20 protein-coding genes are annotated in these 20,771 nt (G+C 67.9%); 18 read left to right on the top strand and 2 right to left on the bottom strand.

The window, feature by feature from the left end; genetic code table 11:
* The first annotated feature begins 229 nt into the window (after positions 1-229).
* The 10 genes from V5740_RS10230 (at position 230) to V5740_RS10185 (ending at position 10,660) form a co-directional block, all read left to right on the top strand.
* Positions 230-1,432 (top strand): FkbM family methyltransferase, encoded by a 1,203-nt coding sequence (locus V5740_RS10230; RefSeq protein ID WP_347302380.1) that lies wholly within the window; start codon positions 230-232, stop codon positions 1,430-1,432.
* Between the two features lie 92 nt (positions 1,433-1,524).
* Positions 1,525-2,103 carry a dTDP-4-dehydrorhamnose 3,5-epimerase gene (gene rfbC / locus V5740_RS10225; RefSeq protein WP_347302379.1) on the top strand — a complete coding sequence of 193 codons (579 nt, stop codon included), beginning with the start codon at positions 1,525-1,527 and terminating at the stop codon, positions 2,101-2,103.
* Between the two features lie 2 nt (positions 2,104-2,105).
* On the top strand, positions 2,106-3,164 hold the full coding sequence (gene rfbB / locus V5740_RS10220) for a dTDP-glucose 4,6-dehydratase (protein ID WP_347302378.1): 1,059 nt from the start codon (positions 2,106-2,108) through the stop codon (positions 3,162-3,164).
* On the top strand, positions 3,161-4,048 hold the full coding sequence (gene rfbD / locus V5740_RS10215) for a dTDP-4-dehydrorhamnose reductase (RefSeq protein ID WP_347302377.1): 888 nt from the start codon (positions 3,161-3,163) through the stop codon (positions 4,046-4,048). Before rfbB ends, rfbD begins: the two co-directional genes overlap by 4 nt.
* Before the next feature lie 10 nt (positions 4,049-4,058).
* Positions 4,059-4,928: a glucose-1-phosphate thymidylyltransferase RfbA gene (gene rfbA / locus V5740_RS10210; protein WP_347302376.1), complete on the top strand. Its 870-nt coding sequence runs from the start codon at positions 4,059-4,061 to the stop codon at positions 4,926-4,928.
* A gap of 31 nt (positions 4,929-4,959) precedes the next feature.
* On the top strand, positions 4,960-5,556 hold the full coding sequence (locus V5740_RS10205) for an SIS domain-containing protein (RefSeq protein WP_347302375.1): 597 nt from the start codon (positions 4,960-4,962) through the stop codon (positions 5,554-5,556).
* Positions 5,549-6,505 carry a D-glycero-beta-D-manno-heptose-7-phosphate kinase gene (gene rfaE1 / locus V5740_RS10200; RefSeq protein ID WP_347302374.1) on the top strand — a complete coding sequence of 319 codons (957 nt, stop codon included), beginning with the start codon at positions 5,549-5,551 and terminating at the stop codon, positions 6,503-6,505. The genes V5740_RS10205 and rfaE1 overlap by 8 nt, the downstream gene beginning before the upstream one ends.
* Positions 6,502-6,978 carry an adenylyltransferase/cytidyltransferase family protein gene (locus tag V5740_RS10195; protein WP_347302373.1) on the top strand — a complete coding sequence of 159 codons (477 nt, stop codon included), beginning with the start codon at positions 6,502-6,504 and terminating at the stop codon, positions 6,976-6,978. The genes rfaE1 and V5740_RS10195 overlap by 4 nt, the downstream gene beginning before the upstream one ends.
* A complete protein-coding gene (locus tag V5740_RS10190; RefSeq protein WP_347302372.1) occupies positions 6,975-7,454 on the top strand; it encodes an HAD family hydrolase in 480 nt (159 codons plus the stop codon). Before V5740_RS10195 ends, V5740_RS10190 begins: the two co-directional genes overlap by 4 nt.
* A gap of 59 nt (positions 7,455-7,513) precedes the next feature.
* Positions 7,514-10,660: a helicase-related protein gene (locus V5740_RS10185; RefSeq protein WP_347302371.1), complete on the top strand. Its 3,147-nt coding sequence runs from the start codon at positions 7,514-7,516 to the stop codon at positions 10,658-10,660.
* A gap of 7 nt (positions 10,661-10,667) precedes the next feature.
* Here V5740_RS10185 and V5740_RS10180 read toward each other — a convergent pair whose 3' ends face one another.
* Complete coding sequence (locus V5740_RS10180) at positions 10,668-12,833, bottom strand: TonB-dependent receptor (RefSeq protein WP_347302370.1); 2,166 nt, start codon at positions 12,831-12,833, stop codon at positions 10,668-10,670.
* A 102-nt stretch (positions 12,834-12,935) separates the two neighbouring features.
* On the opposite strand from V5740_RS10180, the gene V5740_RS10175 reads away from it, so the two are divergent.
* Genes V5740_RS10175 through V5740_RS10165 form a run of 3 tightly spaced genes read left to right on the top strand, consistent with a single transcriptional unit; the run spans position 12,936 to position 15,648 of the window.
* Positions 12,936-14,060 carry a P1 family peptidase gene (locus tag V5740_RS10175; RefSeq protein WP_347302369.1) on the top strand — a complete coding sequence of 375 codons (1,125 nt, stop codon included), beginning with the start codon at positions 12,936-12,938 and terminating at the stop codon, positions 14,058-14,060.
* Positions 14,060-14,251 (top strand): hypothetical protein, encoded by a 192-nt coding sequence (locus V5740_RS10170; RefSeq protein WP_347302368.1) that lies wholly within the window; start codon positions 14,060-14,062, stop codon positions 14,249-14,251. Before V5740_RS10175 ends, V5740_RS10170 begins: the two co-directional genes overlap by 1 nt.
* Positions 14,248-15,648 (top strand): hypothetical protein, encoded by a 1,401-nt coding sequence (locus V5740_RS10165; RefSeq protein ID WP_347302367.1) that lies wholly within the window; start codon positions 14,248-14,250, stop codon positions 15,646-15,648. Before V5740_RS10170 ends, V5740_RS10165 begins: the two co-directional genes overlap by 4 nt.
* Here V5740_RS10165 and V5740_RS10160 read toward each other — a convergent pair.
* Positions 15,645-16,514, bottom strand: a complete 870-nt coding sequence (locus V5740_RS10160) for a transglutaminase family protein (protein WP_347302366.1) — start codon at positions 16,512-16,514, stop codon at positions 15,645-15,647. The two genes, V5740_RS10165 and V5740_RS10160, sit on opposite strands and share 4 nt — an antisense overlap.
* 58 nt (positions 16,515-16,572) lie before the next feature.
* Here V5740_RS10160 and V5740_RS10155 point away from each other — a divergent pair, with 58 nt between their 5' ends.
* From V5740_RS10155 to V5740_RS10135, 5 genes are read left to right on the top strand one after another with little or no spacing between them, the layout of a single operon-like run.
* Positions 16,573-17,343: an N-formylglutamate amidohydrolase gene (locus V5740_RS10155; protein ID WP_347302365.1), complete on the top strand. Its 771-nt coding sequence runs from the start codon at positions 16,573-16,575 to the stop codon at positions 17,341-17,343.
* 35 nt (positions 17,344-17,378) lie between these two features.
* Positions 17,379-18,233, top strand: coding sequence for a division plane positioning ATPase MipZ (locus V5740_RS10150; protein ID WP_347302364.1), 855 nt, complete (start codon positions 17,379-17,381; stop codon positions 18,231-18,233).
* A gap of 4 nt (positions 18,234-18,237) precedes the next feature.
* Positions 18,238-18,546 carry a molecular chaperone DnaJ gene (locus V5740_RS10145; RefSeq protein ID WP_347302363.1) on the top strand — a complete coding sequence of 103 codons (309 nt, stop codon included), beginning with the start codon at positions 18,238-18,240 and terminating at the stop codon, positions 18,544-18,546.
* Complete coding sequence (locus tag V5740_RS10140) at positions 18,543-19,949, top strand: phosphomannomutase/phosphoglucomutase (RefSeq protein WP_347302362.1); 1,407 nt, start codon at positions 18,543-18,545, stop codon at positions 19,947-19,949. Before V5740_RS10145 ends, V5740_RS10140 begins: the two co-directional genes overlap by 4 nt.
* Positions 19,949-20,758: a DUF2059 domain-containing protein gene (locus V5740_RS10135; protein ID WP_347302361.1), complete on the top strand. Its 810-nt coding sequence runs from the start codon at positions 19,949-19,951 to the stop codon at positions 20,756-20,758. The genes V5740_RS10140 and V5740_RS10135 overlap by 1 nt, the downstream gene beginning before the upstream one ends.
* Positions 20,759-20,771 lie beyond the last annotated feature (13 nt).

Raw genomic sequence — 20,771 nt, 5'->3', positions numbered from 1 at the left:
ACGGCCATGCCGCACGGCTGCATATGCCACGGCGCGGTGAGTTGCCTATACCGATCTTGGCCCGGGAGTACATGAGCGGTTGCTCGCTCCATATGAATATCTCGCCTGAACGACCGGCTTGTGCCGGCGGGCTGACCTGCATATCAGGCTTCCTTCGCCGCTCCTTGCCGATCGGTGGCAGGCAGGCGCCACAGCAGTGCGGTTCACTATCTTCTCGGATTTGTAGTTCATGATAAGCATTTCGGTGGGTGAGGCGCTATCCCAAGGCTTGTGCAAAATCGTCAGCAATGACGGATGGCAGGAGGCGGATCATCCGAGTGTTCCAGGAACAGTCCTCAAGTGCTTCCGGCCTGACGCTGCCTTATCAATCCAGTGTTCGGCTGAAATTGAATCTCTCTGGCTTCTGAAGCATGCCTGGAGCGGTGTGGTCGAGATCAGCACGGCTGGCGATCGCATTCGCGAGCCGCTGTTCCACGCAGATGAGAAGGTTCGGCATTTCCGAAGCCTGTCCGATGCAGGTGCCGGTGAAAGGGTGATCACGCTGACCTCGGTCGCGCAAGAGAGCACTGACGCCGCGCATTGCGAGGTATGGCTTTTTGGATTTGGTCTGCGCACGGTGCCGCGGCTGGCGTCCCGATCGATGCTGCTCAACTCTCGCACCCGGTTCATTCAGGGGGACTGGGGCGATTTCCTGGTGCTGTCCGGTGATGCGGTGATCCCGAATGCGTTGATACGGGAGGGCTCCTGGGCCCCTGACGATATCGAAATCTTCCGACGGTATGTTGCCGCTGGTGATGCAGTTTTAGACGTCGGCGCCAACTTCGGCCACCACTCCGTAGTCTTTTCCAAGCTGGTGGGTGCCACAGGGCAGGTTCTTGCGATCGAGGCGCAAACACCAATTTTCCAGCTCACCAATGCAAATGCAGTGCTGAACGGGTGTCGCAACATCATTCCCGTGCATGCTGCTGCAGGAGCGGGTCGCGGCAGCGTCATGATGTACCCAATTGATTATGATGCGGCGGAAGCGAACTTTGGCTCCTTGGGTGTCAATCCGGATGCAGAAGCCGGGCGGTCAAACCTGAACGGCGAGGAAGTGGAGCTCTGGCCGGTCGATGAACTGCTAAGCCGGCACATGCCGGGGCGATCGATCTCCTTCGTAAAAATCGATGTGCAAGCCTTCGAGCTGTTCGTGCTGCAGGGTATGCGTGACCTTCTGGCGCGGGACCACCCGACAATCTTCACAGAAATCTCGCCTGTGTGGATGCAAAAGGCGGGGTATGACTATCGCGAAATCTACGAACTGCTTCGTGCTTTTGGGTATGAATTCACCCACACATTGCCAAATCTCGACCTGCTCAACGGCGTCCCGCAGGTTGACAACGGCACGGACATCGAATGGGATCTTCTCGCAGTGCATCCTTCGCGTCATTGAAGCAGGTTCCCGATTGCCGGTCACAAGGTGCAAGGGGCCGCGAGTTTTACGAAAACGCACATGCCGGTGTGGCGCACAAGGCCGAGCTGACAATGCAATTCACACCGTGCACGATATCTGGCCTCGCAATCCTGACCCCCCGCCGACACGGCGACGAGCGCGGCTACTTCGCCGAGACCTTCCGCGCCGACCTGTTCGCGGCGGAGATGGGCGCGTTCCGCTTCATGCAGGACAACGAGTCGCTCAGCCGTAAGGCCGGCACGGTCCGCGGGCTGCACTTCCAGTCCGATCCGCATGCGCAAGGCAAGCTGGTGCGCTGCACTGCAGGCGCCTTGTTCGATGTGGCAGTGGACATCCGAGCCGGCTCGCCGACCTTCGGTCAGTGGGTGGGGCAGGAGCTGACGCCTGAAAATGGCAAGCAGCTGTGGATCCCGCCGGGCTTCGCGCACGGCTTCTGCACGCTCGAACCCGACACGGTCATCAGCTACAAGGTGACCGGCGGTTATTACAACGCGGCGTGCGACAAGGGCGTCGCGTGGGATGATCCCGCGATCGCCATCGCTTGGCCCGACGTGGCCGATGCCGCGACCTTGTCGGTCAAGGATCGCCAGCAGCCGTTGTTGAGCGATCTGCCCTCCTACTTCACCTTCCAAGCCCCGGGGCAGGACTGACCATGCGCGTTATCGTCACCGGCGGGGCCGGTTTCATCGGCTCGGCCTTGGTGCGCCATCTGGTGGTCGACAAGGGCCATGACGTCCTGACAATCGACGCGCTGACTTATGCCGGGTGCGAGGCGTCGCTAAAGGCGGTGGCGGGCAGCAATCGGCACCGGTTTCTACACGCCGACATCCGCGACCGGGCGGCAATGGATGCCGCCATGGCGGATTTCCGCCCAGACCGGATCATGCACCTGGCGGCCGAAAGCCATGTCGACCGCTCGATTACCGGTGCCGCCGACTTCATCGAAACCAACGTGGTCGGCACCTTCACCCTGCTGGAGGCGGCGCGCCAATACTGGAACACGCTGCCGGCCGAGCAGAAGGCGGCATTCCGCTTCCTCCATGTCTCGACCGACGAGGTCTATGGCTCACTGGGCGACAGCGGCCTCTTTCACGAGACGACGCCCTACGATCCCAGCAGCCCCTATTCGGCAAGCAAGGCGGCTTCCGATCACCTGGCGAAGGCGTGGGAGCGGACCTACGGCCTGCCGGTGGTGGTCTCCAACTGCTCGAACAATTACGGGCCGTACCACTTCCCGGAAAAGCTCATCCCGCTGACCATTCTGAATGCGCTGGAGGGGCGTCCCCTGCCGGTCTACGGCAAGGGCGAGAATGTGCGCGACTGGCTGTTCGTGGAAGATCACGCTCGCGCGCTCGACCTCATCATCGAACGCGGCCAGGTGGGCGAGACCTACAATGTCGGTGGCCGCAACGAACGCCGCAACATCGATGTGGTGCGCCGGATATGCGCCGTGCTGGACGAACTGCTTCCCGCCGGGCGCTCACGCGAGGAGCTGATCGAATTCGTCACCGATCGTCCCGGTCACGATGCCCGCTACGCGATCGACGCCACCAAGCTGGAGGACGAGTTGGGCTGGCGCGCGCAAGAGGATTTCGACAGCGGCATAGCCAAGACGGTGCGCTGGTATCTCGACAATGAATGGTGGTGGCGCCCCTTGCGTGAGCAATATGACGGGCAGCGCCTGGGGCTGGAAGCCAAGGCGCCCGCATGAGGATAGCGGTCACCGGCAGCACCGGGCAGGTGGTCACCAGCCTGCTGGAGCGCGGCCCCCATGCCGGCCATGACGTGATTGCGGTCGGCCGGCCGGCGCTCGACCTCGCCGATCCGGTCACGATCCTGCCTGCGCTGGAGGCAGCGCGCCCCGACGCGATCGTCTCCGCCGCGGCATGGACCGCGGTGGACAAGGCGGAAAGCGAGCCCGACGGCGCCCATGCGATCAACGCCACAGGCGCGGGCGACGTGGCGGAAGCCGCGCTCAGCCTCGGCGTGCCGCTGGTCCACCTCTCGACCGACTACGTGTTCGACGGTAGCAGCGAGCGGCCTTGGCGGGAGGACGACCCGACCGGGCCCACCGGCGTGTATGGCGCCACCAAGCTGGCGGGCGAGCAGGCGGTGCTTGCCACCCATGCCGACAGCGCGGTGCTGCGCACGGCGTGGGTGTACAGCCCGTTCGGCACTAATTTCGTAAAGACCATGCTGCGGCTGGCCGAAAGCCGCGAGGCGCTGGGTGTGGTCGGCGACCAGTGGGGCAATCCCACATCCGCGCTCGACATCGCCGACGGCGTGCTGGCGGTCTGCGCCAACCTTGCCACCGGCAACGATCCGGCGCAGCGTGGACTGTTCCACATGAGTGCGCAAGGTGAGGCGAGCTGGGCCGACTTCGCCAGCGCCATATTCGCGGTTTCTGCGCGGCATGGCGGGCCGACTGCTCAGGTGAACGCGATCAGCACCGCCGACTATCCCACCCCCGCCACCCGGCCGGCCAATTCGCGGCTTGATTGCAGCCGCATTGCCCGCGTCCACGGCGTGACCCTGCCCCGTTGGCAGGATGCGCTGCCACAGGTGGTCGCCCGCCTGCTCGCCGACAGACCATAAGGATACAGGCATGAAAGGCATCATCCTCGCTGGGGGCAGCGGCACGCGGCTTTATCCCATGACGCTGGCGACTTCGAAGCAGCTCATGTCGGTCTATGACAAGCCGATGATCTACTACCCACTCGCCACGCTGATGCTTGCAGGCATCCGCGAAGTGCTGGTGATCTCCACCCCTCGCGACCTGCCCGCGTTTCGCGCGCTGCTGGGCGATGGGTCACAATGGGGCATGCGCTTTGAATTTGCCGAACAGCCGAGCCCCGATGGGCTGGCGCAGGCCTACATCATCGGGGCCGACTTCGTGGCCGGCAGCCCCTCCGCGCTGATCCTGGGCGACAACATTTTCTACGGCCACGGCATGCCCGAACTGCTGGCGGGCGCGCAGGCCAAGTCCGCCGGGGCGAGCGTGTTCGCCTACCACGTCACCGATCCCGAGCGCTACGGCGTGGTCGAGTTCGACGCGGACCGCCGGGCCGTCTCGATCGAGGAGAAGCCTGCCAGCCCGCGGTCGAACTTCGCCGTGACCGGCCTCTATTTCTACGACGAGCAGGTGGTCGACATTGCCGCCAATCTCGTACCCAGCGCGCGTGGCGAGCTGGAGATCACCGACGTCAACCGCGCTTACCTGGAGAGCGGGCAATTGAATGTGGAGCTGATGGGCCGCGGCTTCGCCTGGCTCGACACCGGCACGCCCGACAGCCTGCTGGACGCCGCTGTGTTCGTGCGCGTGCTGGAGAAGCGCCAGGGCTTTAAGATCGCCAGTCCGGAGGAGATCGCCTACCGTCAGGGCTTCATCGACGCCGCCGGCCTCGAACGCTGCTGCACCGCGCTGGGCAAGTCCGATTATGCCCGCTACCTGCGCGCAGTGATGGCGGAACGCTGACAGCATCCGTCCCGCCGCGACGGAGAACAGCTTGCCCTCTTCGATCATCACCGAAGTCACCGCCACGCTGGCCGCGCTGGAAGCTGCCCTGACGCCGGACCTCCTCGCCGGCGTCGAGCCGGTGGCGCAATATCTGGCGGATGTCTTGCGCGGCGGCGGCAAGGTGCTGCTGCTGGGCAATGGTGGATCAGCCGCCGATGCCCAGCATATCGCGGCCGAACTGGTCGGTCGCTATCGGACGGCACGCCCTGGACTTGCTGCGATAGCGCTCACCACCGACACTTCGATCCTGACCGCGTGGAGCAACGATTACAGCTTCGACACGCTGTTCAGCCGGCAGGTCGAGACGCTGGCCCAGCCGGGCGACGTGGTCTGGGGTCTCTCCACCTCGGGCAATTCGCCCAATGTGGTGCGAGCCTTCGCGGCTGCGCGGGCGATGGGCGTCGCGACGCTAGGGCTGCTGGGCGGGAACGGCGGGCAACTCGCCGGGCTCAGCGACATGGCCATCATCGTGCCGCTGGCAGAGACGGACCGTGTGCAGACCGCGCACCGGCTGATCTATCACGCGATCTGCGGCTATCTGGACGATGCCTTCACCCCGCCCGCCGAGCCCGCCACCGATGGCTGAGCGCGACTTGCGCACGCGCATCGCCGGGCTCCACGTCCTGGTGGTCGGCGACGTGATGCTGGACGAGTACTGGTTCGGGGAGGTGCGGCGCATCTCGCCCGAGGCGCCGGTGCCGGTCGTGCGTGTCGGCCGTCGCGAGGAGCGGCCGGGTGGCGCCGCCAATGTGGCGCGCAACATCGTCTCGCTGGGCGCGCGCGCCACGCTGCTGTCGGTGGTCGGGGCTGACGATGCCGCCGCGCGCCTGACGGGCGTGCTGAATGATGCCGGCGTCGCGCACCGCCTGTGCGTCGATCCGGCGCTCAGCACCACGGTCAAGCTGCGGGTCGTCGGCCAGAACCAGCAGATGCTGCGCATCGATTTCGAGGAGGTGCCCGCCCCGGCCGCGCTGGTTGAGTTGCAGGCGGAATACGAGCAGGCGCTGGCCGATGCCGACATCGTGGTGCTATCCGATTACGGTAAAGGCGCGCTGGCGCAGGTGGCCACGCTGATCGCCGCCACCCGCCGGCTGGACAAACCAGTCCTGGTCGATCCCAAGGGGCACGATTACGCCCGCTATGCCGGCGCGACCTCCATCACCCCCAACCAGGCGGAGATGGCGGAGGCGGCCGGCCCGTGGGACGATCCGGCACAGCTCGACGCCAAGGCGAACGCCATGCGGGCGGAGCTGGGGCTGGAGGCGCTGGTGGTGACCATGAGCAAGCAGGGCATGCGCCTCTATGCCGACGATGCCGTCATCCACCAGCCGGCCCGCGCGCGCGAGGTGTTCGACGTTTCAGGCGCCGGCGACACGGTGATTGCGGCGCTCGCCATCATGCGCGGCTGCGGCGCTTCATGGGAGGAGGCGGTCGGCTTCGCCAATGCCGCAGGCGGTGTGGCGGTGGGCAAGCTCGGCACCTCCACCGTCACCTATGACGAGGTGGCGGCGTTCATCGCCGCCGGCCCGCAATGAGCATCGCCGGCCGGATCGTCGCCGCCGCCGACCTGCCCGCGGCGGTCGCCGCGCTGCCGCGCCCGCTGGTGTTCACCAATGGCGTGTTCGACATCCTGCATCGCGGGCATGTCGAGTATCTGGAACAGGCGCGGATGCTGGGGGCATCGCTGCTGGTGGCGGTGAACAGCGATGCATCCGCCCGGATGCTAGGCAAGGGAGAAGATCGCCCGATCAACCCGGAGGGTGATCGCGCGCTGCTGCTGGCGGCGCTGCGGCCGGTACACCTAGTGACCCTGTTCGAGGAGTCGACGCCGCTGGCCGTGCTGGAACAGGTCCGGCCAGACATCTATGTCAAGGGCGGCGACTACGACATGGAGGCGTTGGCCGAAACGCGGCTGGTCCGCGGTTGGGGCGGACGGGCTGAGGCAATCGCCTTTCGTCCCGGCCATTCGACCACCACCCTCCTGCAGCGCATCCGCACCGGGCGATGAGCCGGCGTTCGCTGTTCCTCGACCGGGACGGCGTGCTCAACGCCGATACGGGTTATGTCCATCGCGCGTCAGACTTCGTGGTGCTGCCCGGCGTGTACGACGCCCTGCGCCGAGCATTGGCGCTGGATTATGACCTCGTGGTCGTCACCAACCAGTCGGGCATCGGGCGCGCGCTGTTCACCGCCGCCGAATATGCCGCGCTGGAGGCGCACATGGTGCAGCTGTTCGCGCGGGAGGGCATTACCTTTGCCGGCATCTACCACTGTGCGCACCATCCCGCCGCGGGCTGCGCATGCCGCAAGCCTGCGCCCGGCATGATCCTGCGCGCTGCCCACGACCATGGAATCGACCTGTCCCGCTCGATCATGGTCGGTGACAAGCCGTCGGACGCGGCCGCAGCCCGTGCCGCCGGGATCGGCCGGGTAGAACTGGTGGCGCCGGGCCGCGGCCTCTCTGAAATCGTCGCCGGGCTGTAACCGCCGGAACGGGCGTCCCGCTGCCTTGTTCTGGCTATCCGATTGAAGAGGATAACAGATTGGCAGAGCGGGCGGGCGATGAGGCGACGGGAGCACTGATCGGTGCACTGCTGGTGGAGCTCGGCAAGGGCGACCTGATCTTCGTCGCTCGGGACGAGGTCGTCGCCGCCGAGGTCGCCGCGGCACTGCAGGTGGGCCTGCCTGATGCGCCGGTGCTGCTGTGCCCCGGCAGCGATGCGCTGCCCGGCGACAACGCGCCGCCATCGCCCGCCAATGTCGGCCAGCGCGCCACTGCGCTGCGCCGCCTGCGCGCCGCGCTGGCTGATAAGAAGCGGGCGCATGTGGCGCTCATCACCACGGGGGAGGCGCTCGCCCGCCTTACCCCGGCCCCGGGCGAGTTCGACGCCGCCCCCCCGGTAGTGACGGTCGGCCAACCGCTTGATGTCGCGGTGCTCCGCGAAAGCCTGCTGGAAACTGGCTACCGCATGGATGACCGGGTGGACGAGCCGGGAGAGCTGGTCATCCGTGGCCAGGTGATCGACATCTACCCGGCCGATGCCGGCACCCCCTATCGCATCGAGCTGGCCGATGGCGCGGTCGCCTCCATCCGCCCCTACGATGCGCTGACGCAGCTGACCCATGGCGAATGCGAGCGGCTGGAAGTCGGCCGCGCGCAGGAACCGGAGCTCAGCGACCCGGTCCCGCTGACTGACCACATGCCCGCCGCCACGCTGCTGTGGCAGGACGGGGCGGAACAGCGACGGCGCGGCTTTTTGCAACTGGCGGCCGATGCCGGAAGGCGCAATCCGGCGCGCGCGCTCCGCAATATCTGCCTCGACGATCGCTGGCAGGAGGCGGCGGGACGGCACAAGCTCGCGGAGCTGCCAGAATTCGCCGGCGACCCGCCGCCGCGCTTTGCGGAACGCAAGTCACCTGCGCGGGCCTTCAAGGCCTGGGCGGGCAAGGAGATCACGGCCGGCAACCGGCTGCTGCTGCTCGGCACCCCGCGCGACCTGCGCTTCCTGGCACGACGGGCGGAGCGGGCTTTGGGCACCGCGCCTGTCGCGGTGGCCAGCTGGACGGATGCGCTGGCGGCGGAGCCGGGCACGGTGCTGATGCTGGCAATGCCGCTGCGCCGCGGGTTCCGGCAGGGCGGGCTGGTCGCGCTCGCCGCCGCCGACCTGCTGGGCAGCCGGGCACTACGCGACATGGACCGTGATCCCGTGTCCGCCGCGCAGGTCTTTGCGGCTGACGAGCTGCGCGTGAGCGACGTGGTGGTGCATGACGAGCACGGCATCTGCGTGGTCGCCGGGCTGGAAGCGTTGGGTGACGATGGCGGCGACGCGATAGTGCTGCGCTTCGCCGGCGACACCCGCCGCATGGTCCCGGTGGCAGAGGCAGCGCGCATCTGGCGCTACGGTGCAGACGAGGATGCCGTCACGCTCGACAAGCTGGATGGTTCGAGTTGGGAGAAGCGGCGGCGCGAGGTGGACGAGGCCATTGCGCTGACCGCCCGCCGGCTGGTGGACTTGGCGGCGGAGCGGCTGAAGGCGAGCGCCCCCGTGCTGGAGGCGGACGCGGCGGCGTATGAGCGCTTTGTCGCCGGTTTTCCGTTCACCGAAACCGCCGATCAGGGCCGCGCGATCAGCGCGGTGGAGGCGGACCTTGTTTCCGGCAAGCCGATGGACCGGCTGGTGATCGGCGATGTCGGATACGGCAAGACGGAGGTCGCGCTGCGTGCCGCCGCAATCGCCGCCTTGGCAGGGCATCAGGTGGCGCTGGCGGCGCCGACCACCGTGCTCGCGCGGCAGCATCTGGAGACCTTCCGCCAGCGTTTCGCCGGCTTGGACGTGGAGGTCGCCGGCCTGTCGCGCTTCACCCCGGCGGCGGAGAAGAAGCGGGTGCTGGCCGGCCTCAAGGATGGTTCCATCCGCGTCGTCATCGGCACCGGCGCGATCGCCGGCAAGGCAGTGACGTACCAGGATTTGGCGCTGGTCATCATCGACGAGGAGCAGAAGTTCGGCGCTGCCGACAAGACCAAGCTGCGCGGCCTTGGCGCAGGCCACGTCCTGACGCTGAGCGCGACGCCGATCCCGCGCACCTTGCAGGGCGCGCTGATCGGGCTGCAGCAGCTCTCCGTCATCGCCACGCCCCCGGCTCGGCGGCAGGCGATCCGCACGGTGGTGACCGCGTTCGACCCGGCAGCGGTGCGGACGGCTTTGCTGCGCGAACAGGCGCGCGGCGGGCAGAGCTTCGTGGTCGTGCCCCGCGTCGCCGACATCGCCCCGCTGGCGGAACAGCTCGGCAAGCTGGTGCCCGAACTGGCCGTGCTCCAAGCCCATGGCAAGCTGCCCGCGGCGGAGATCGACGAGGCGATGGTCGGCTTCGCCAATGGTGACGGGGACGTGCTGCTGGCGACCAACATCATCGAGGCGGGGCTGGACGTGCCGCGCGCGAATACCATGATCGTGATGCATGCCGATCGCTTCGGCCTGTCGCAACTGCACCAGTTGCGCGGGCGGGTGGGGCGCGGGGCGCGGCGCGGGCAGATCCACCTGCTGACCGATGGCGAGGCCGAGATCGCCCCGCGGACGCTCGCGCGCCTCCATACGCTGCAGGCATTCGATCGGCTGGGCGCGGGCTTTGCCATCAGCGCACGCGACCTCGACATGCGGGGCGCGGGCGACCTGTTGAGCGAGGAGCAAACCGGCCACATGAAGCTGATCGGCACCGACCTCTACCAGCATATGCTTGAACGCGCCCTGCGCGCCGCGCGCGGGCAAGCGCAGGAGGAGTGGCTGCCGCAACTGAACTTCGGCATCGGCGGTCGGTTCGATCCGGACTGGGTGCCGGAGGAGGATCTCAGAATCGGGCTGTATGTCCGGCTGGCGCGCATTGCCGACGTGGCGGAACTCGACAGCTTTGCCGAGGAGCTGGAGGACCGCTTCGGCGAACTGCCGGCGGAGGCGCAGCAGCTGGTGGCGCTGGCGCGATTAAGGCTGCTGGCGCTGGCCGCCGGGATCGAGCGGATCGATGCCGGCTCTGCCGCGATCGCCTTTACCCCGCATGGCAAGCGCAAGCTGGTCGATGCGGCCGGCCTGGAACGATCGGGCGACCGCCTGCTGCTACGCGAGCAGATCGACAGCGCGGAAGACCGGCTGGCGCGGGCGGAGGCGGTGCTCGCCGACCTTGCCAACGCCAGCTGAGCGCCGGTCAGTAAGTCGCGCTGACCCGGACGCCATAGCTGGCGGGCCGAGCCGGCTGCGCGATGTCAGCGCTGGTGAAGAAATTGCGGGTGAGGTCGTATTCCCGGTCGAAGATGTTGCGGCCCCACAAGGCCACTCGCCACGACCCGTCGGCCGGTGCCAGCGCCAGCTCCGCATTGGCGACGAAATACGCCGGAATGTCGTAGGTCGCGCCAAGCCAGGAAGGATAGCGGCTGCGCCAAGTCACCGTGGTGGAAGGTGTCAGCACCAGCCGGCCCAGCGGAAGATCCCAGGCGGCGCTGCCGCCCGCCGACCAGCGCGGGAAGGGGATCGTCTCACCCGCACGATCGACATAGACCGCCTGCCCCGCCGCGCGGCTGGCAGGCACGTCGAGATCGGTGAACTCCCGGTACTCGCCATGCTTGAAGCCGGCGAACGGCGCGATCGACAAGCCGGGGAGTGGGGTCAGCACCAGCTCCAGCTCCGCGCCAGCGATGCGCGAGCGATCGGCATTGGTGAAGCGGCCGACCGGACCGTTGGCACCGTACACCGCCGATAGCACCTGCTGGTCGCGGTAATCGTACCAGAACGCCGCCGCATTGACCTGCGCCCATGAAGCCGGCTGGCTCTTGATGCCGATCTCGTAGGCGTACAGCGTCTCCGGCGCGAAGGGTTCGATGCCGCTGCGATTGCCGGTGTTGTAGGTGGTGAACCCGCCCGACTTCACGCCCCGGCTGGCCGAGGCGTAGAGCAGCAGGTCGTCGGCTGGCGTCCATTCCAGCGCCAGCTTGCCCGTCAGCGGACGCATCCGGGTGCTGACATCAGTTGGCGGCAATGCCTGCGCCCCGCCGAAGGCACTGCCGAAGCCATTGAGGTCGCGCGTCTCCTCCTCATAGCGGAGGCCGGCGATCGCGCGCCATTGCGGGGCGAAGCGGTACTCCGCCTGCCCGAACAGCGCGGCGGATTCGACCTGCTGCGCGTAGGTCACGCGGGCGTAGGTGCCGTAGACGTCGATGAAGTCGCTGAAGTACCGCTCGTCGAGCTGCTGGTGCGACCAGTAGGCGCCCGCCGTCCAGTCCAGCGCGCCGCTGCTACCCGACAGGCGCAGTTCCTGCGACCAGACCTCCACCTCGCTGCCGAAGAAGGTATCGGCCTCGACGCTGGCGCTGGCATCCCAATCGCCGAACTGCCGGCGGTCCAGCCGGTCATAGGCGGTCAGGCTGGTCAGCGTCACTCCGCCGAGATCGTAGGCGATCCGCGCATTGGCGCCCCAGCTTTCATTGTCGACGCCGGGCTTCGCGCCCGCCGACAGCCCCACATCGGCGGCGAGGCGGGGCGAGACGCCCCAGCCGGTGGCGAAGCGGTCGCGGTCGGCCGGGATCACCGGGCCGGCGCCGGCACGGGTGGACAGGGGGTTCAGCAGGTACAGCCCGACCGCTTCGGACCGGTCCCGGCTCCAATGCACGTCGATCAGCGCATCGAGCGAGCTGCCCGCCGGCCGAACGGCCAGCAGTGCGCGGGTACCCAGCCGGTCGGGATTACCCAGTTCGCGTCCTGTGTTCCGGTCGCGCTGGTACGCGCCGCCCTGCTGCGTCGCCGCTGCAACGCGCAGCGCCACACCATCAGCCAGCGGCGCATTGACGAACGCCTCGCCCCGCAAGGCACCGAAGCGGCCCGCCTCCAGCAGCGCACCCGCACCCAGCCGATCCGCCGGGCGGTTGGTGACGATGTTGACCGCCCCTCCCGTGGTGTTGCGGCCATACAGCGTGCCCTGCGGCCCGCGCAGCACCTCCACCCGGGCAAGGTCGAACAGCAGACCCTGTGTCATCGCTGGCACCGGCTGCGCCACCTCGTTGACGTAGAGGCCGACGGTCGGCGCATTGTTGGTGGCGTAGTCCTGGAAGCCGACGCCGCGCAGCCTGAACTGCGGCGCGCCGCCGCCGAAGGCGGGCTCGATCTCTAGGCTGGGCGTCGCATCGGCGATGCCGTTCACATTGGTGATGCCGCGTTCCGCCAGCACCCCTGCATCCACGACCGACAGCGCGATGCCGACATCCTGCGCCGCCTGTTCGCGCCGCTGGGCGGTGACGATGATCGGCTCCGCCGAGGGCTCCTCTGCCAGAACGGGGGTGGCGAGGGCGAGCAGGGGAAGGGCGGACAGCAAGGTCTTCATGGCGGCGCGCGCCATAGCTGCCCTGCTGCACCTGCACACCCGGCGAGGTGCTGACGATGCGATTTGCTTGCGAAGAAGTGGCAGAAGCGCCACGGCAGCGCGATGCAGAGCTTCAACTGGAACCGCAGAACGGTGCTGGCGGCGGGCGGCGGCGCGCTTAGCCTGATGGCGGCTGGAGCATTGCGGGCGCAGGGCGCTGCACCGGCAAGCACGGGTCCGCGCAACCTCATCACCGATGTGGCGGGCCTGACCGTGGGGCAGGCGGATGACCCGCGCGTGCGCACCGGCACGACCGTGATCCTTGGCGACGGGCTGTTGCAGGCGGCGATCGACGTGCGCGGGGGCGGGCCTGGCACACGGGAAAGCGACGTGACCGATGCGCACAATCTGGTCCACGCGGTCAATGCGGTGACGCTGTCGGGCGGATCCTCCTACGGCCTCGCCGCCGCCGATGGCGTCGCGACGGAGTTGGGCGCGCGCGGCATTGGCTATGGCGGGCTGGCGCGCGATGGCGTGCCGGTGTCGCCCATCGTCACGGCCGCGATCCTCTACGATCTCGCCAATGGCGGCGACAAGGCATGGGGCGCGAACCCGCCCTACAACGATCTCGGCCGCCGCGCTTTCACGAGCGCCGGCGCGGACTTTGCGCTGGGTACGGCGGGCGCGGGGTACGGGGCGATGGCCGGCGGGCTGAAGGGCGGCGTCGGTTCCGCCTCCACGCTCGCGAGCGGCGGCTTCACCGTCGGGGCGATCGTGGCGGTCAATTCGCTGGGCTCCGTCATCGCCCCCGGTACGCGGCACTTCTGGGCCAGCCCCTTCGAGCTGGGGGATGAGTTCGGCGGTCTGCCGCCGCGCGCATTGCGCGCCGGACCGGAGGAATGGGGCCTGACCAAGCTCGCCCGCGCGCGGGAGAACACCACCATTGCCTGCGTCGCCACCGATCTGGCCCTGAGTGCGACGGAACTGAAGCGGGTGGCGATTATGGCGCAGGACGGCCTCGCCCGCGCGATCCGGCCGGTGCACAGTCCATTCGACGGCGACGTCGTGTTCGCCTTGGCGACGGCGAAGCGGGAAGCTCCGGCAGACGAGATGGCACGCCACGCCGTGACCATGCAGGTGGGCGCGATCGCTGCCGACACGCTGGCCCGCGCGGTGGCGCGCGGCGTGTTTGCCGCCACCCCGCCGCCAGGCGCGGACGTCACCTGCTGGCGCGACCTGCCCGCCTGATGATCCGCTTTTGGCCGGTGCTGGTGGGGCTGGTTGTCCCGCTGCTGCTGATTTTGGTGAGTGCGCTGCTGGTGCCCGCCGATGCGCCGCGCCTGCTGGGGATCAGCCTGGCCAATTGGTGCCTGTTCACCTGCGCGCCTGTCACCAGTGCGCTGCTGGCGTGGTGTTATCATCGGGGGCCGCCCGCGTGACGCTCGCGGTGTTCCTGGCGATCATGGCATTGTCCCTGCTGCTGGCCCTGTGGTCGCGCTGGGGGCACGGGCAGCAGGGCGCGCGCGCCTTCTTCACCGCGCATGGGCAGTTCGGTGCGGTGCTGTTCTTCTTCCTGTCGGTGGGGGAGACCTACTCGATCGCCAGCATGCTCGGCTTCCCCGGCGGGGTCTATGCGGGCGGCGATGCCTTCGTGCTGTGGTTCTTCGGCTATATCCTGCTTGCCTGCACGTGCATCTTCTTCGCCGGTCCGTGGATCTGGCGCGCCGGGCGGCTGTACGGCAGTGCGACCATCCCCGATTTCTTCCGCGATCACTGGAACAGCCGCTCGCTGGAGCTGCTGGTCGCAATCACCTCCATCATCCTGCTGCTGCCGATCGGCACCATGCAGTTCACCGGCCTGCGGCTGGTGCTGGGCGGGCTGGCACCGGACGCAGCGCCGCTGCTGCTGACTGGCGGGGCGGGGCTGCTGTGCTTTGCCTATGTGGTGATCGCGGGGCTGCGCGCCTCCGCCTTCGTGGCAGTGCTGAAGGACCTGCTGATGATGGGCTCCATCCTGCTGGTCGGCGGCCTTGCCATCGCTGACTGGCAGGCGGTGCCAGCGTTGGCACAGCCCGCCGCGGCCCCGGTCGCCACGCCGCCCGACATGGTGTTCGCCATTTCCACCATCCTGCTGCAGGCCGTCGGCTTCACCATGATCCCGCAGAACTGGGCGTTCATGTTTTCCGCGCGCGACCCGCAGGCGATCCGCCGGGCGCAGATCGTGGCGCCGCTCTATACGCTGATGTTCCCGCTGCTGATGGCGACCGCCACCTATGCGCAGGGGCATGGCATCGTGCCGGCCCAGGCGGACTACGTGTTCCTGGCGGTGGCGCAGGTATTGCTGCACCCTGCCGCTGTCGGGCTGGTCATGGCGGCGGTGGCGCTGTCGGGCCTGGTGATACTTGCGAGCGTATGCCTCGCCATCGGGCCGCTAGTGACTCGCAACCTGGTGCCCGGCCTGCCGGGCGACGCGCAGCAGCGCTGGAGCCGCTGGGTCGTCGCCGCCTTCCTGCTGCTCAGCCTGCTGAGCGCGGAGAGCGGCGGCACGCTGATGGCCCGGCTCAACAACCTGTTCTATTTCGGCGTGGTGCAGACCTTGCCCGGCTTCGTCGCCGCGCTGCTGCTGCCCCGTGTGCCCGTGGCGGCGATCGTCGGCGGTATCGTGGCGGGCGATGCCTGCGTGCTGGCCCTATGGCTGGGCGAGGTGCCGGTGGGCGGGTTGAACCTGGGCGTCATCGGGCTGGCAGTGAACGTGACGGTGCTGGCGGGGGTGACCGCATGGCGCCCGCGCGCCGGCGGCCGCAGCGTAGTCGCGGCGCTGAAGGACGCGGCCTAGCCGAACTTGCCGTCGTATTGCGGCACCACCGTGTCGGTCGGCGGGCGGGTGAGGTCTGTATCTGCCACCTCGTCCGTATGGACGTGGAAATGCACCAATTGCGCCGGGCCGAAATGCGTGGTGATCGCCGCATCCGTCGCATCGCGCCCGCGCGCCATCACGATACGGCCCACGCGCGGGCGATTGTGGCGCGCATCGAAGGTGTACCAGCGCCCGCCGATATACGCCTCGAACCAGGCGGAGAAATCCATCGGTGCGTCGATCGGGTCGATGCCGATATCGCCCAGATAGCCGGTGCAATAACGCGCCGGGATGTTGATCTCTCGGCACAGGGTCACCGCCAGATGCGCGAAGTCGCGGCACACGCCGACCTGCTCGCCCCAGGCATCGTGGCCGGAGCGGGTGTTGCGGGCATGGTGATAGCCGAACTCGATCCGGTTGTGGGCGAGGTCGACCAGCGCCTGCACCTTGTCCCACCCGGTGGCGAGGTGCGACGTCGCGCCCCACGCCTCCTGCGTCAGCTTGCCGACCTCGCAATAGCGGCTGCCAAGCAGATAGACGAGCACCTCGTCCGGCAGCTCCGACACCGGGTGCTGCACCGCTTGCGGCACGACGGGGTCGGCGGTTTCCGGCACCTCGATCACGAAATCGCTGCGCAGCCAGGTGTCGCCCGGCGGCAGCACGCAGCGCGTGGCGCGGTTGCCGAAGCCGTCCGTATAATGGTGCAATTGCAGCTCCGGCTCGGTCACGATCCGCTGCAACGTGCGCAGTTGCGGCTCATGTTCGGGCAGGACGCTCAGCAGCAGCATGGTGGGGATCGGCTGCCAGGTGCGGAAGCAGATATCGAATCCTGTGCGGATCAGCATGACTGTTGGCCCCCCTGCGGCTTGACGTGACCCGATCCCATCGGCTTCTCCTGTGGGGATGAACGCATCCCTGCTGCTGCCCGCAGATCCGCACCCCGTCTCCCTGATCGGTCCGCCTCTGGCGTCCGGACCGCTGGTGTTCCTGGGCGACCATGCCGGATCGCTGATCCCCTCATCGCTCGGCACGCTGGGTGTCGGGGAGGAGGATCGGCGCCGGCACATCGCGCTGGACATTGGGGTCGGATCGCTAGGACGGTTGCTGGCTCAACACTTCGGCGCGCCTTTCGTTTCGCAGGTCTATTCGCGGCTGGTGATCGACTGCAACCGCGATCCTGCCGATCCCACGGCCATGCCGCCTGTGACCGATGGAACGATGGTGGCGGGCAACCGGGACCTATCCGCCACGGACCGGGCCGACCGCGTGGCGGGGATCCACGAACCCTATCACGCCGCGATCGCGGACCTGCTGGATCAACGCATTGCTGCGGGCCTACCCAGCATAGTCGTCGCGCTGCACAGTTTCACGCCGATGCTGACGGCGACCGGCAAGGCCCGGCCATGGCAGGCGGGTGTCCTGTATGGTGGGCCGGGCGATGATTATGGCCGCCGCGTGCTGGCGCAATTGCAGCGGGTACCGGACCTGACGGCGGGCGATAACGAGCCATATGCGTTCGGCGGCACGGATTACACCGTGCCGCGCCATTGCTTCGCCCGCGGCCTCGAATGGCTGGAATTAGAGGTGCGGCAGGACCTGCTGGCCGATGATGCGGGGGTGGCCGCTGTTGCAGAATGGCTCGCCCCTGTGCTGCAGCGCGCCATCACGGGCTAGGCAGCGCGGCGGCGCCCGTTTAGAAGCTGGCACCGATGGCTTCCGAACCGCAGACCAACGCGCCGCACCGCATCGTCTTCGCCAACGAGAAGGGCGGGACGGGCAAATCCACCACCGCCGTGCATATCGCGGTGGCGCTCGCCTATGGCGGGGCTCGGGTGGCGGCGATCGACCTCGACCATCGCCAGCGCACGCTGCACCGCTATTTCGAGAATCGAGCCGACACCGCGGCACGGCGGGAGATCGAACTGCCCGGCGCCCGGTTCGATGTGTTCGCTCCTACCGGTGACGACCAGGCCGACATTGCCGAGCTGGAGCGCCGCGTGGCGGAGCTGGGGCAGGGCATGGACGTGGTGATCTTCGACACCGCCGGACGCGACGATCCGCTGGCCCGCCATTCCGCGGTGCAGGCCGACACGCTGGTCACGCCGATGAACGACAGCTTCGTCGATTTCGATCTGATCGGGCAGGTGGACGCCGAAACCTTCAAGGTTCGCCGCCTGTCCTTCTATGCCGAACTGATCTGGGAAGCTCGGAAGAAGCGGGCGATGCGCCAGCTGGAAGACGGGCACCGCCGGCGGGAAATGGACTGGCTGGTCGTGCGCAACCGCGTGCAGCGGCTGGACGCGCGCAACCAGAAGAGGATCGACCAAGCGCTGTACGAACTGTCCCAGCGCGTCGGCTTCCGCGTGGCGCACGGCCTGTCCGAACGCGTCATCTATCGCGAGCTGTTTCCCAGCGGGCTGACCTTGCTGGACAAGGGGCATCTGGGCGAACTCGGCACCAGCCACCTCGTCGCGCGGCAGGAACTGCGCACGCTGGTCGCGGCGCTTAACCTGCCGCGCTTTACCCCCGTAGCGGGCGCCCAGCCCGAACATCAGGCCGCCTGAGCCGATGGCCAAGCTGCTGGTCATCGCCGCACTGGCGGTGCTGGTGTGGTGGATGGTCACCGGCCGCTGGCCCTGGCAGCCCAAGCTGACACGTCGGCAGCGCCAGATCGAACGGGCGCGCCGGCTGCTGCAGGTGCCCGCACGCGCGGGCCGGGCCGACATCCAGGCCGCCCATCGCCGGCTGATGGCCACCGCGCACCCAGATCGCGGCGGCACTGCCGTCATGGCCACCCGCGCCAACGAGGCGCGCGACATTCTGCTGGCGGCGTTGCCCGCCGACCCCATTGCCGTTCCACCCAAGGAGAACCCATGAGCCACCAGTTCCACCCCACCGTGCTGCGCGAATACGACATCCGCGGCATCATCGGCGAGACCCTGGGGGCGGAGGATGCCCGCGCCATCGGCCGCGGCTTCGGTACGCTGCTGCGCCGCGCGGGCGGCAAGCTGGTGGCGGTCGGCTATGACGGGCGCGTCAGCAGCCCGATGTTGGAACATGCCCTGGTGGAAGGGTTGACCGCCAGCGGCTGCGACGTGCGCCGTGTGGGCATGGGGCCGACCCCGATGCTCTATTACGCGGAAGCGTCAGACGAACAGGTTGATGGCGGCATTCAGATAACCGGCAGCCACAATCCCGCCAATTACAACGGCTTCAAGATGGTATTTCAGGGGCGTCCCTTCTTCGGCGCGGACATCCAGACGATCGGCCGGATGGCGGCGGAAGGTGACTGGGACGACGGAACGGGTGAAGTTCACTCGCTGGAGGTCATGGACGCCTACATAGAACGTCTGCTGACCGGCCTCACCGGGCTCGACTCGGAACAGCTCGGTGAACTGCGCATCGGCTGGGACGCGGGGAACGGCGCCGCCGGCCCCGCGCTGGAACTGCTCGCCGCCCGCCTGCCGGGGGAGCATCACCTGCTGTTCACCGAAGTTGATGGCAATTTTCCCAATCATCATCCCGATCCCACCGTGCCGGAAAACCTTAATGATCTGATGAACCTGGTCGCGGAGAAGAACCTCCATTTCGGTGTCGCCTTCGACGGCGACGGCGACCGGATCGGCGCTATTGATGGCGAGGGGCGGATCATCTGGGGCGACCAGCTGCTGATGATCTACGCGCAGGACCTGCTGACCCGCCGTCCGGGCGCGACGATCATCGCCGACGTGAAGGCCAGCCGCGCGCTGTTCGACGACGTGGCGGCGCATGGCGGCCAGCCGCTGATGTGGAAGACCGGCCACAGCCTGATTAAGTCCAAAATGAAGGAAACCGGCTCGCCGCTCGCGGGCGAGATGAGCGGCCATGTCTTCTTCGCGGACGAATATTACGGCTACGACGACGCGCTTTATGCCGGCATCCGCCTGATCGCGGCCTCGGCGCGCCTGGGCAAGTCGGTGACGCAGCTGCGCGGCGAGATGCCCGCGATGCTCAACACGCCGGAAATGCGCTTCCAAGTGGACGAAAGCCGCAAGTTCGCCGCGATCGACGAGGTCAAGGCGCGGCTGTCGAACGCCACCGGCGTGGACGTCAATGACACCGATGGCGTGCGCGTGACCAATGACGATGGCTGGTGGCTGCTGCGCGCCAGCAACACGCAGGACGTGCTGGTCGCCCGCGCCGAAAGCTACACTCAGGACGGGCTGGACCGTCTGATGGCGCAGATCGACGAGCAGCTGGCAGCCAGCGGGCTGGAGCGCGGCCCGCAGGCGGCGCACTGATGCTGCGGCGCCTCCTGCCCACGCTATCGGTGGCCGTCCTCCTGGCCACCGCACCCGCGGCGGCGCAGGAGGCGGCGCCTGGGGCAAACGCTGTCTCGGCCATGCAGGCCATGTTCGCGGCAGAGCCGCTGACGGCGGAGCAGGAGGCGCGCCTGCCCGCGGCGCAGGGGGTAGCGGCGCAGGTGGTGCCAGACGGCGTCTATGCCGAGGTGCTGGACACCACCTTACGCACCATGATGGGGCCGATGGTGGATCTGATCGCCGGCGGCGGCATGGATGCGATGACCCTGGCCATGCGGCTGGGCATGGAACCGGAGAGTCTGACCCACCTGACGGAGGCGGAACGGCAGGAGATGACGCGCCTGCTGGACCCGGTCTTCGCCGAACGGGGCCGGCTGGCGATGGGCGCAATGATGGACCCGGTGGCCGAGATGGTCGCTACAGTGGAGCCGCAGCTGCGCAGCGGTCTCGCCCGCGCGTATGCCGTCCGCTACGATCCGGCCGAACTTGCGGCGCTCCAGACCTTCTTCGCCACGCCTGCGGGCGCGCGCTTCGCCGGTGACATGCTGCTGGTCTTCTCCGACCCGCAGGTGATGAGCGCCTCCATGGAGATGCTGCCCAAGATGATGGAGCGCATGCCGGAGATGATGACCGCCATGAGCACCGCGGTCGAGACCCTGCCGCCGGAGCGCGGCTTCGCCGACCTCAGCCCCGCTGAGCGCCGCCGTCTGGCGGAACTTGCCGGAACGGACGTGGCGACGCTGAAGAACAGAATGGCCGCGGCGCCGGTCACGATCCCCGCACCTTAACAAGTGTCAGCCA

The sequence above is a fragment of the Croceibacterium sp. TMG7-5b_MA50 genome, from assembly GCF_039830145.1.
Lineage (GTDB): Bacteria > Pseudomonadota > Alphaproteobacteria > Sphingomonadales > Sphingomonadaceae > Croceibacterium.
This window is presented reverse-complemented; position numbering and strand designations above follow the sequence as displayed.

What these genes read in the sequence shown, in the direction of transcription:
- V5740_RS10230 (WP_347302380.1), top strand. Translation starts at nt 230, where the DNA reads ATGATAAGCATTTCGGTGGGTGAGGCGCTATCCCAAGGCTTGTGCAAA.
- rfbC (WP_347302379.1), top strand. Translation starts at nt 1,525, where the DNA reads ATGCAATTCACACCGTGCACGATATCTGGCCTCGCAATCCTGACCCCC.
- rfbB (WP_347302378.1), top strand. Translation starts at nt 2,106, where the DNA reads ATGCGCGTTATCGTCACCGGCGGGGCCGGTTTCATCGGCTCGGCCTTG.
- rfbD (WP_347302377.1), top strand. Translation starts at nt 3,161, where the DNA reads ATGAGGATAGCGGTCACCGGCAGCACCGGGCAGGTGGTCACCAGCCTG.
- rfbA (WP_347302376.1), top strand. Translation starts at nt 4,059, where the DNA reads ATGAAAGGCATCATCCTCGCTGGGGGCAGCGGCACGCGGCTTTATCCC.
- rfaE1 (WP_347302374.1), top strand. Translation starts at nt 5,549, where the DNA reads ATGGCTGAGCGCGACTTGCGCACGCGCATCGCCGGGCTCCACGTCCTG.
- V5740_RS10195 (WP_347302373.1), top strand. Translation starts at nt 6,502, where the DNA reads ATGAGCATCGCCGGCCGGATCGTCGCCGCCGCCGACCTGCCCGCGGCG.
- V5740_RS10190 (WP_347302372.1), top strand. Translation starts at nt 6,975, where the DNA reads ATGAGCCGGCGTTCGCTGTTCCTCGACCGGGACGGCGTGCTCAACGCC.
- V5740_RS10180 (WP_347302370.1), bottom strand. Translation starts at nt 12,833, where the DNA reads ATGAAGACCTTGCTGTCCGCCCTTCCCCTGCTCGCCCTCGCCACCCCC.
- V5740_RS10175 (WP_347302369.1), top strand. Translation starts at nt 12,936, where the DNA reads ATGCAGAGCTTCAACTGGAACCGCAGAACGGTGCTGGCGGCGGGCGGC.
- V5740_RS10170 (WP_347302368.1), top strand. Translation starts at nt 14,060, where the DNA reads ATGATCCGCTTTTGGCCGGTGCTGGTGGGGCTGGTTGTCCCGCTGCTG.
- V5740_RS10160 (WP_347302366.1), bottom strand. Translation starts at nt 16,514, where the DNA reads ATGCTGATCCGCACAGGATTCGATATCTGCTTCCGCACCTGGCAGCCG.
- V5740_RS10155 (WP_347302365.1), top strand. Translation starts at nt 16,573, where the DNA reads ATGAACGCATCCCTGCTGCTGCCCGCAGATCCGCACCCCGTCTCCCTG.
- V5740_RS10150 (WP_347302364.1), top strand. Translation starts at nt 17,379, where the DNA reads ATGGCTTCCGAACCGCAGACCAACGCGCCGCACCGCATCGTCTTCGCC.
- V5740_RS10145 (WP_347302363.1), top strand. Translation starts at nt 18,238, where the DNA reads ATGGCCAAGCTGCTGGTCATCGCCGCACTGGCGGTGCTGGTGTGGTGG.
- V5740_RS10140 (WP_347302362.1), top strand. Translation starts at nt 18,543, where the DNA reads ATGAGCCACCAGTTCCACCCCACCGTGCTGCGCGAATACGACATCCGC.
- V5740_RS10135 (WP_347302361.1), top strand. Translation starts at nt 19,949, where the DNA reads ATGCTGCGGCGCCTCCTGCCCACGCTATCGGTGGCCGTCCTCCTGGCC.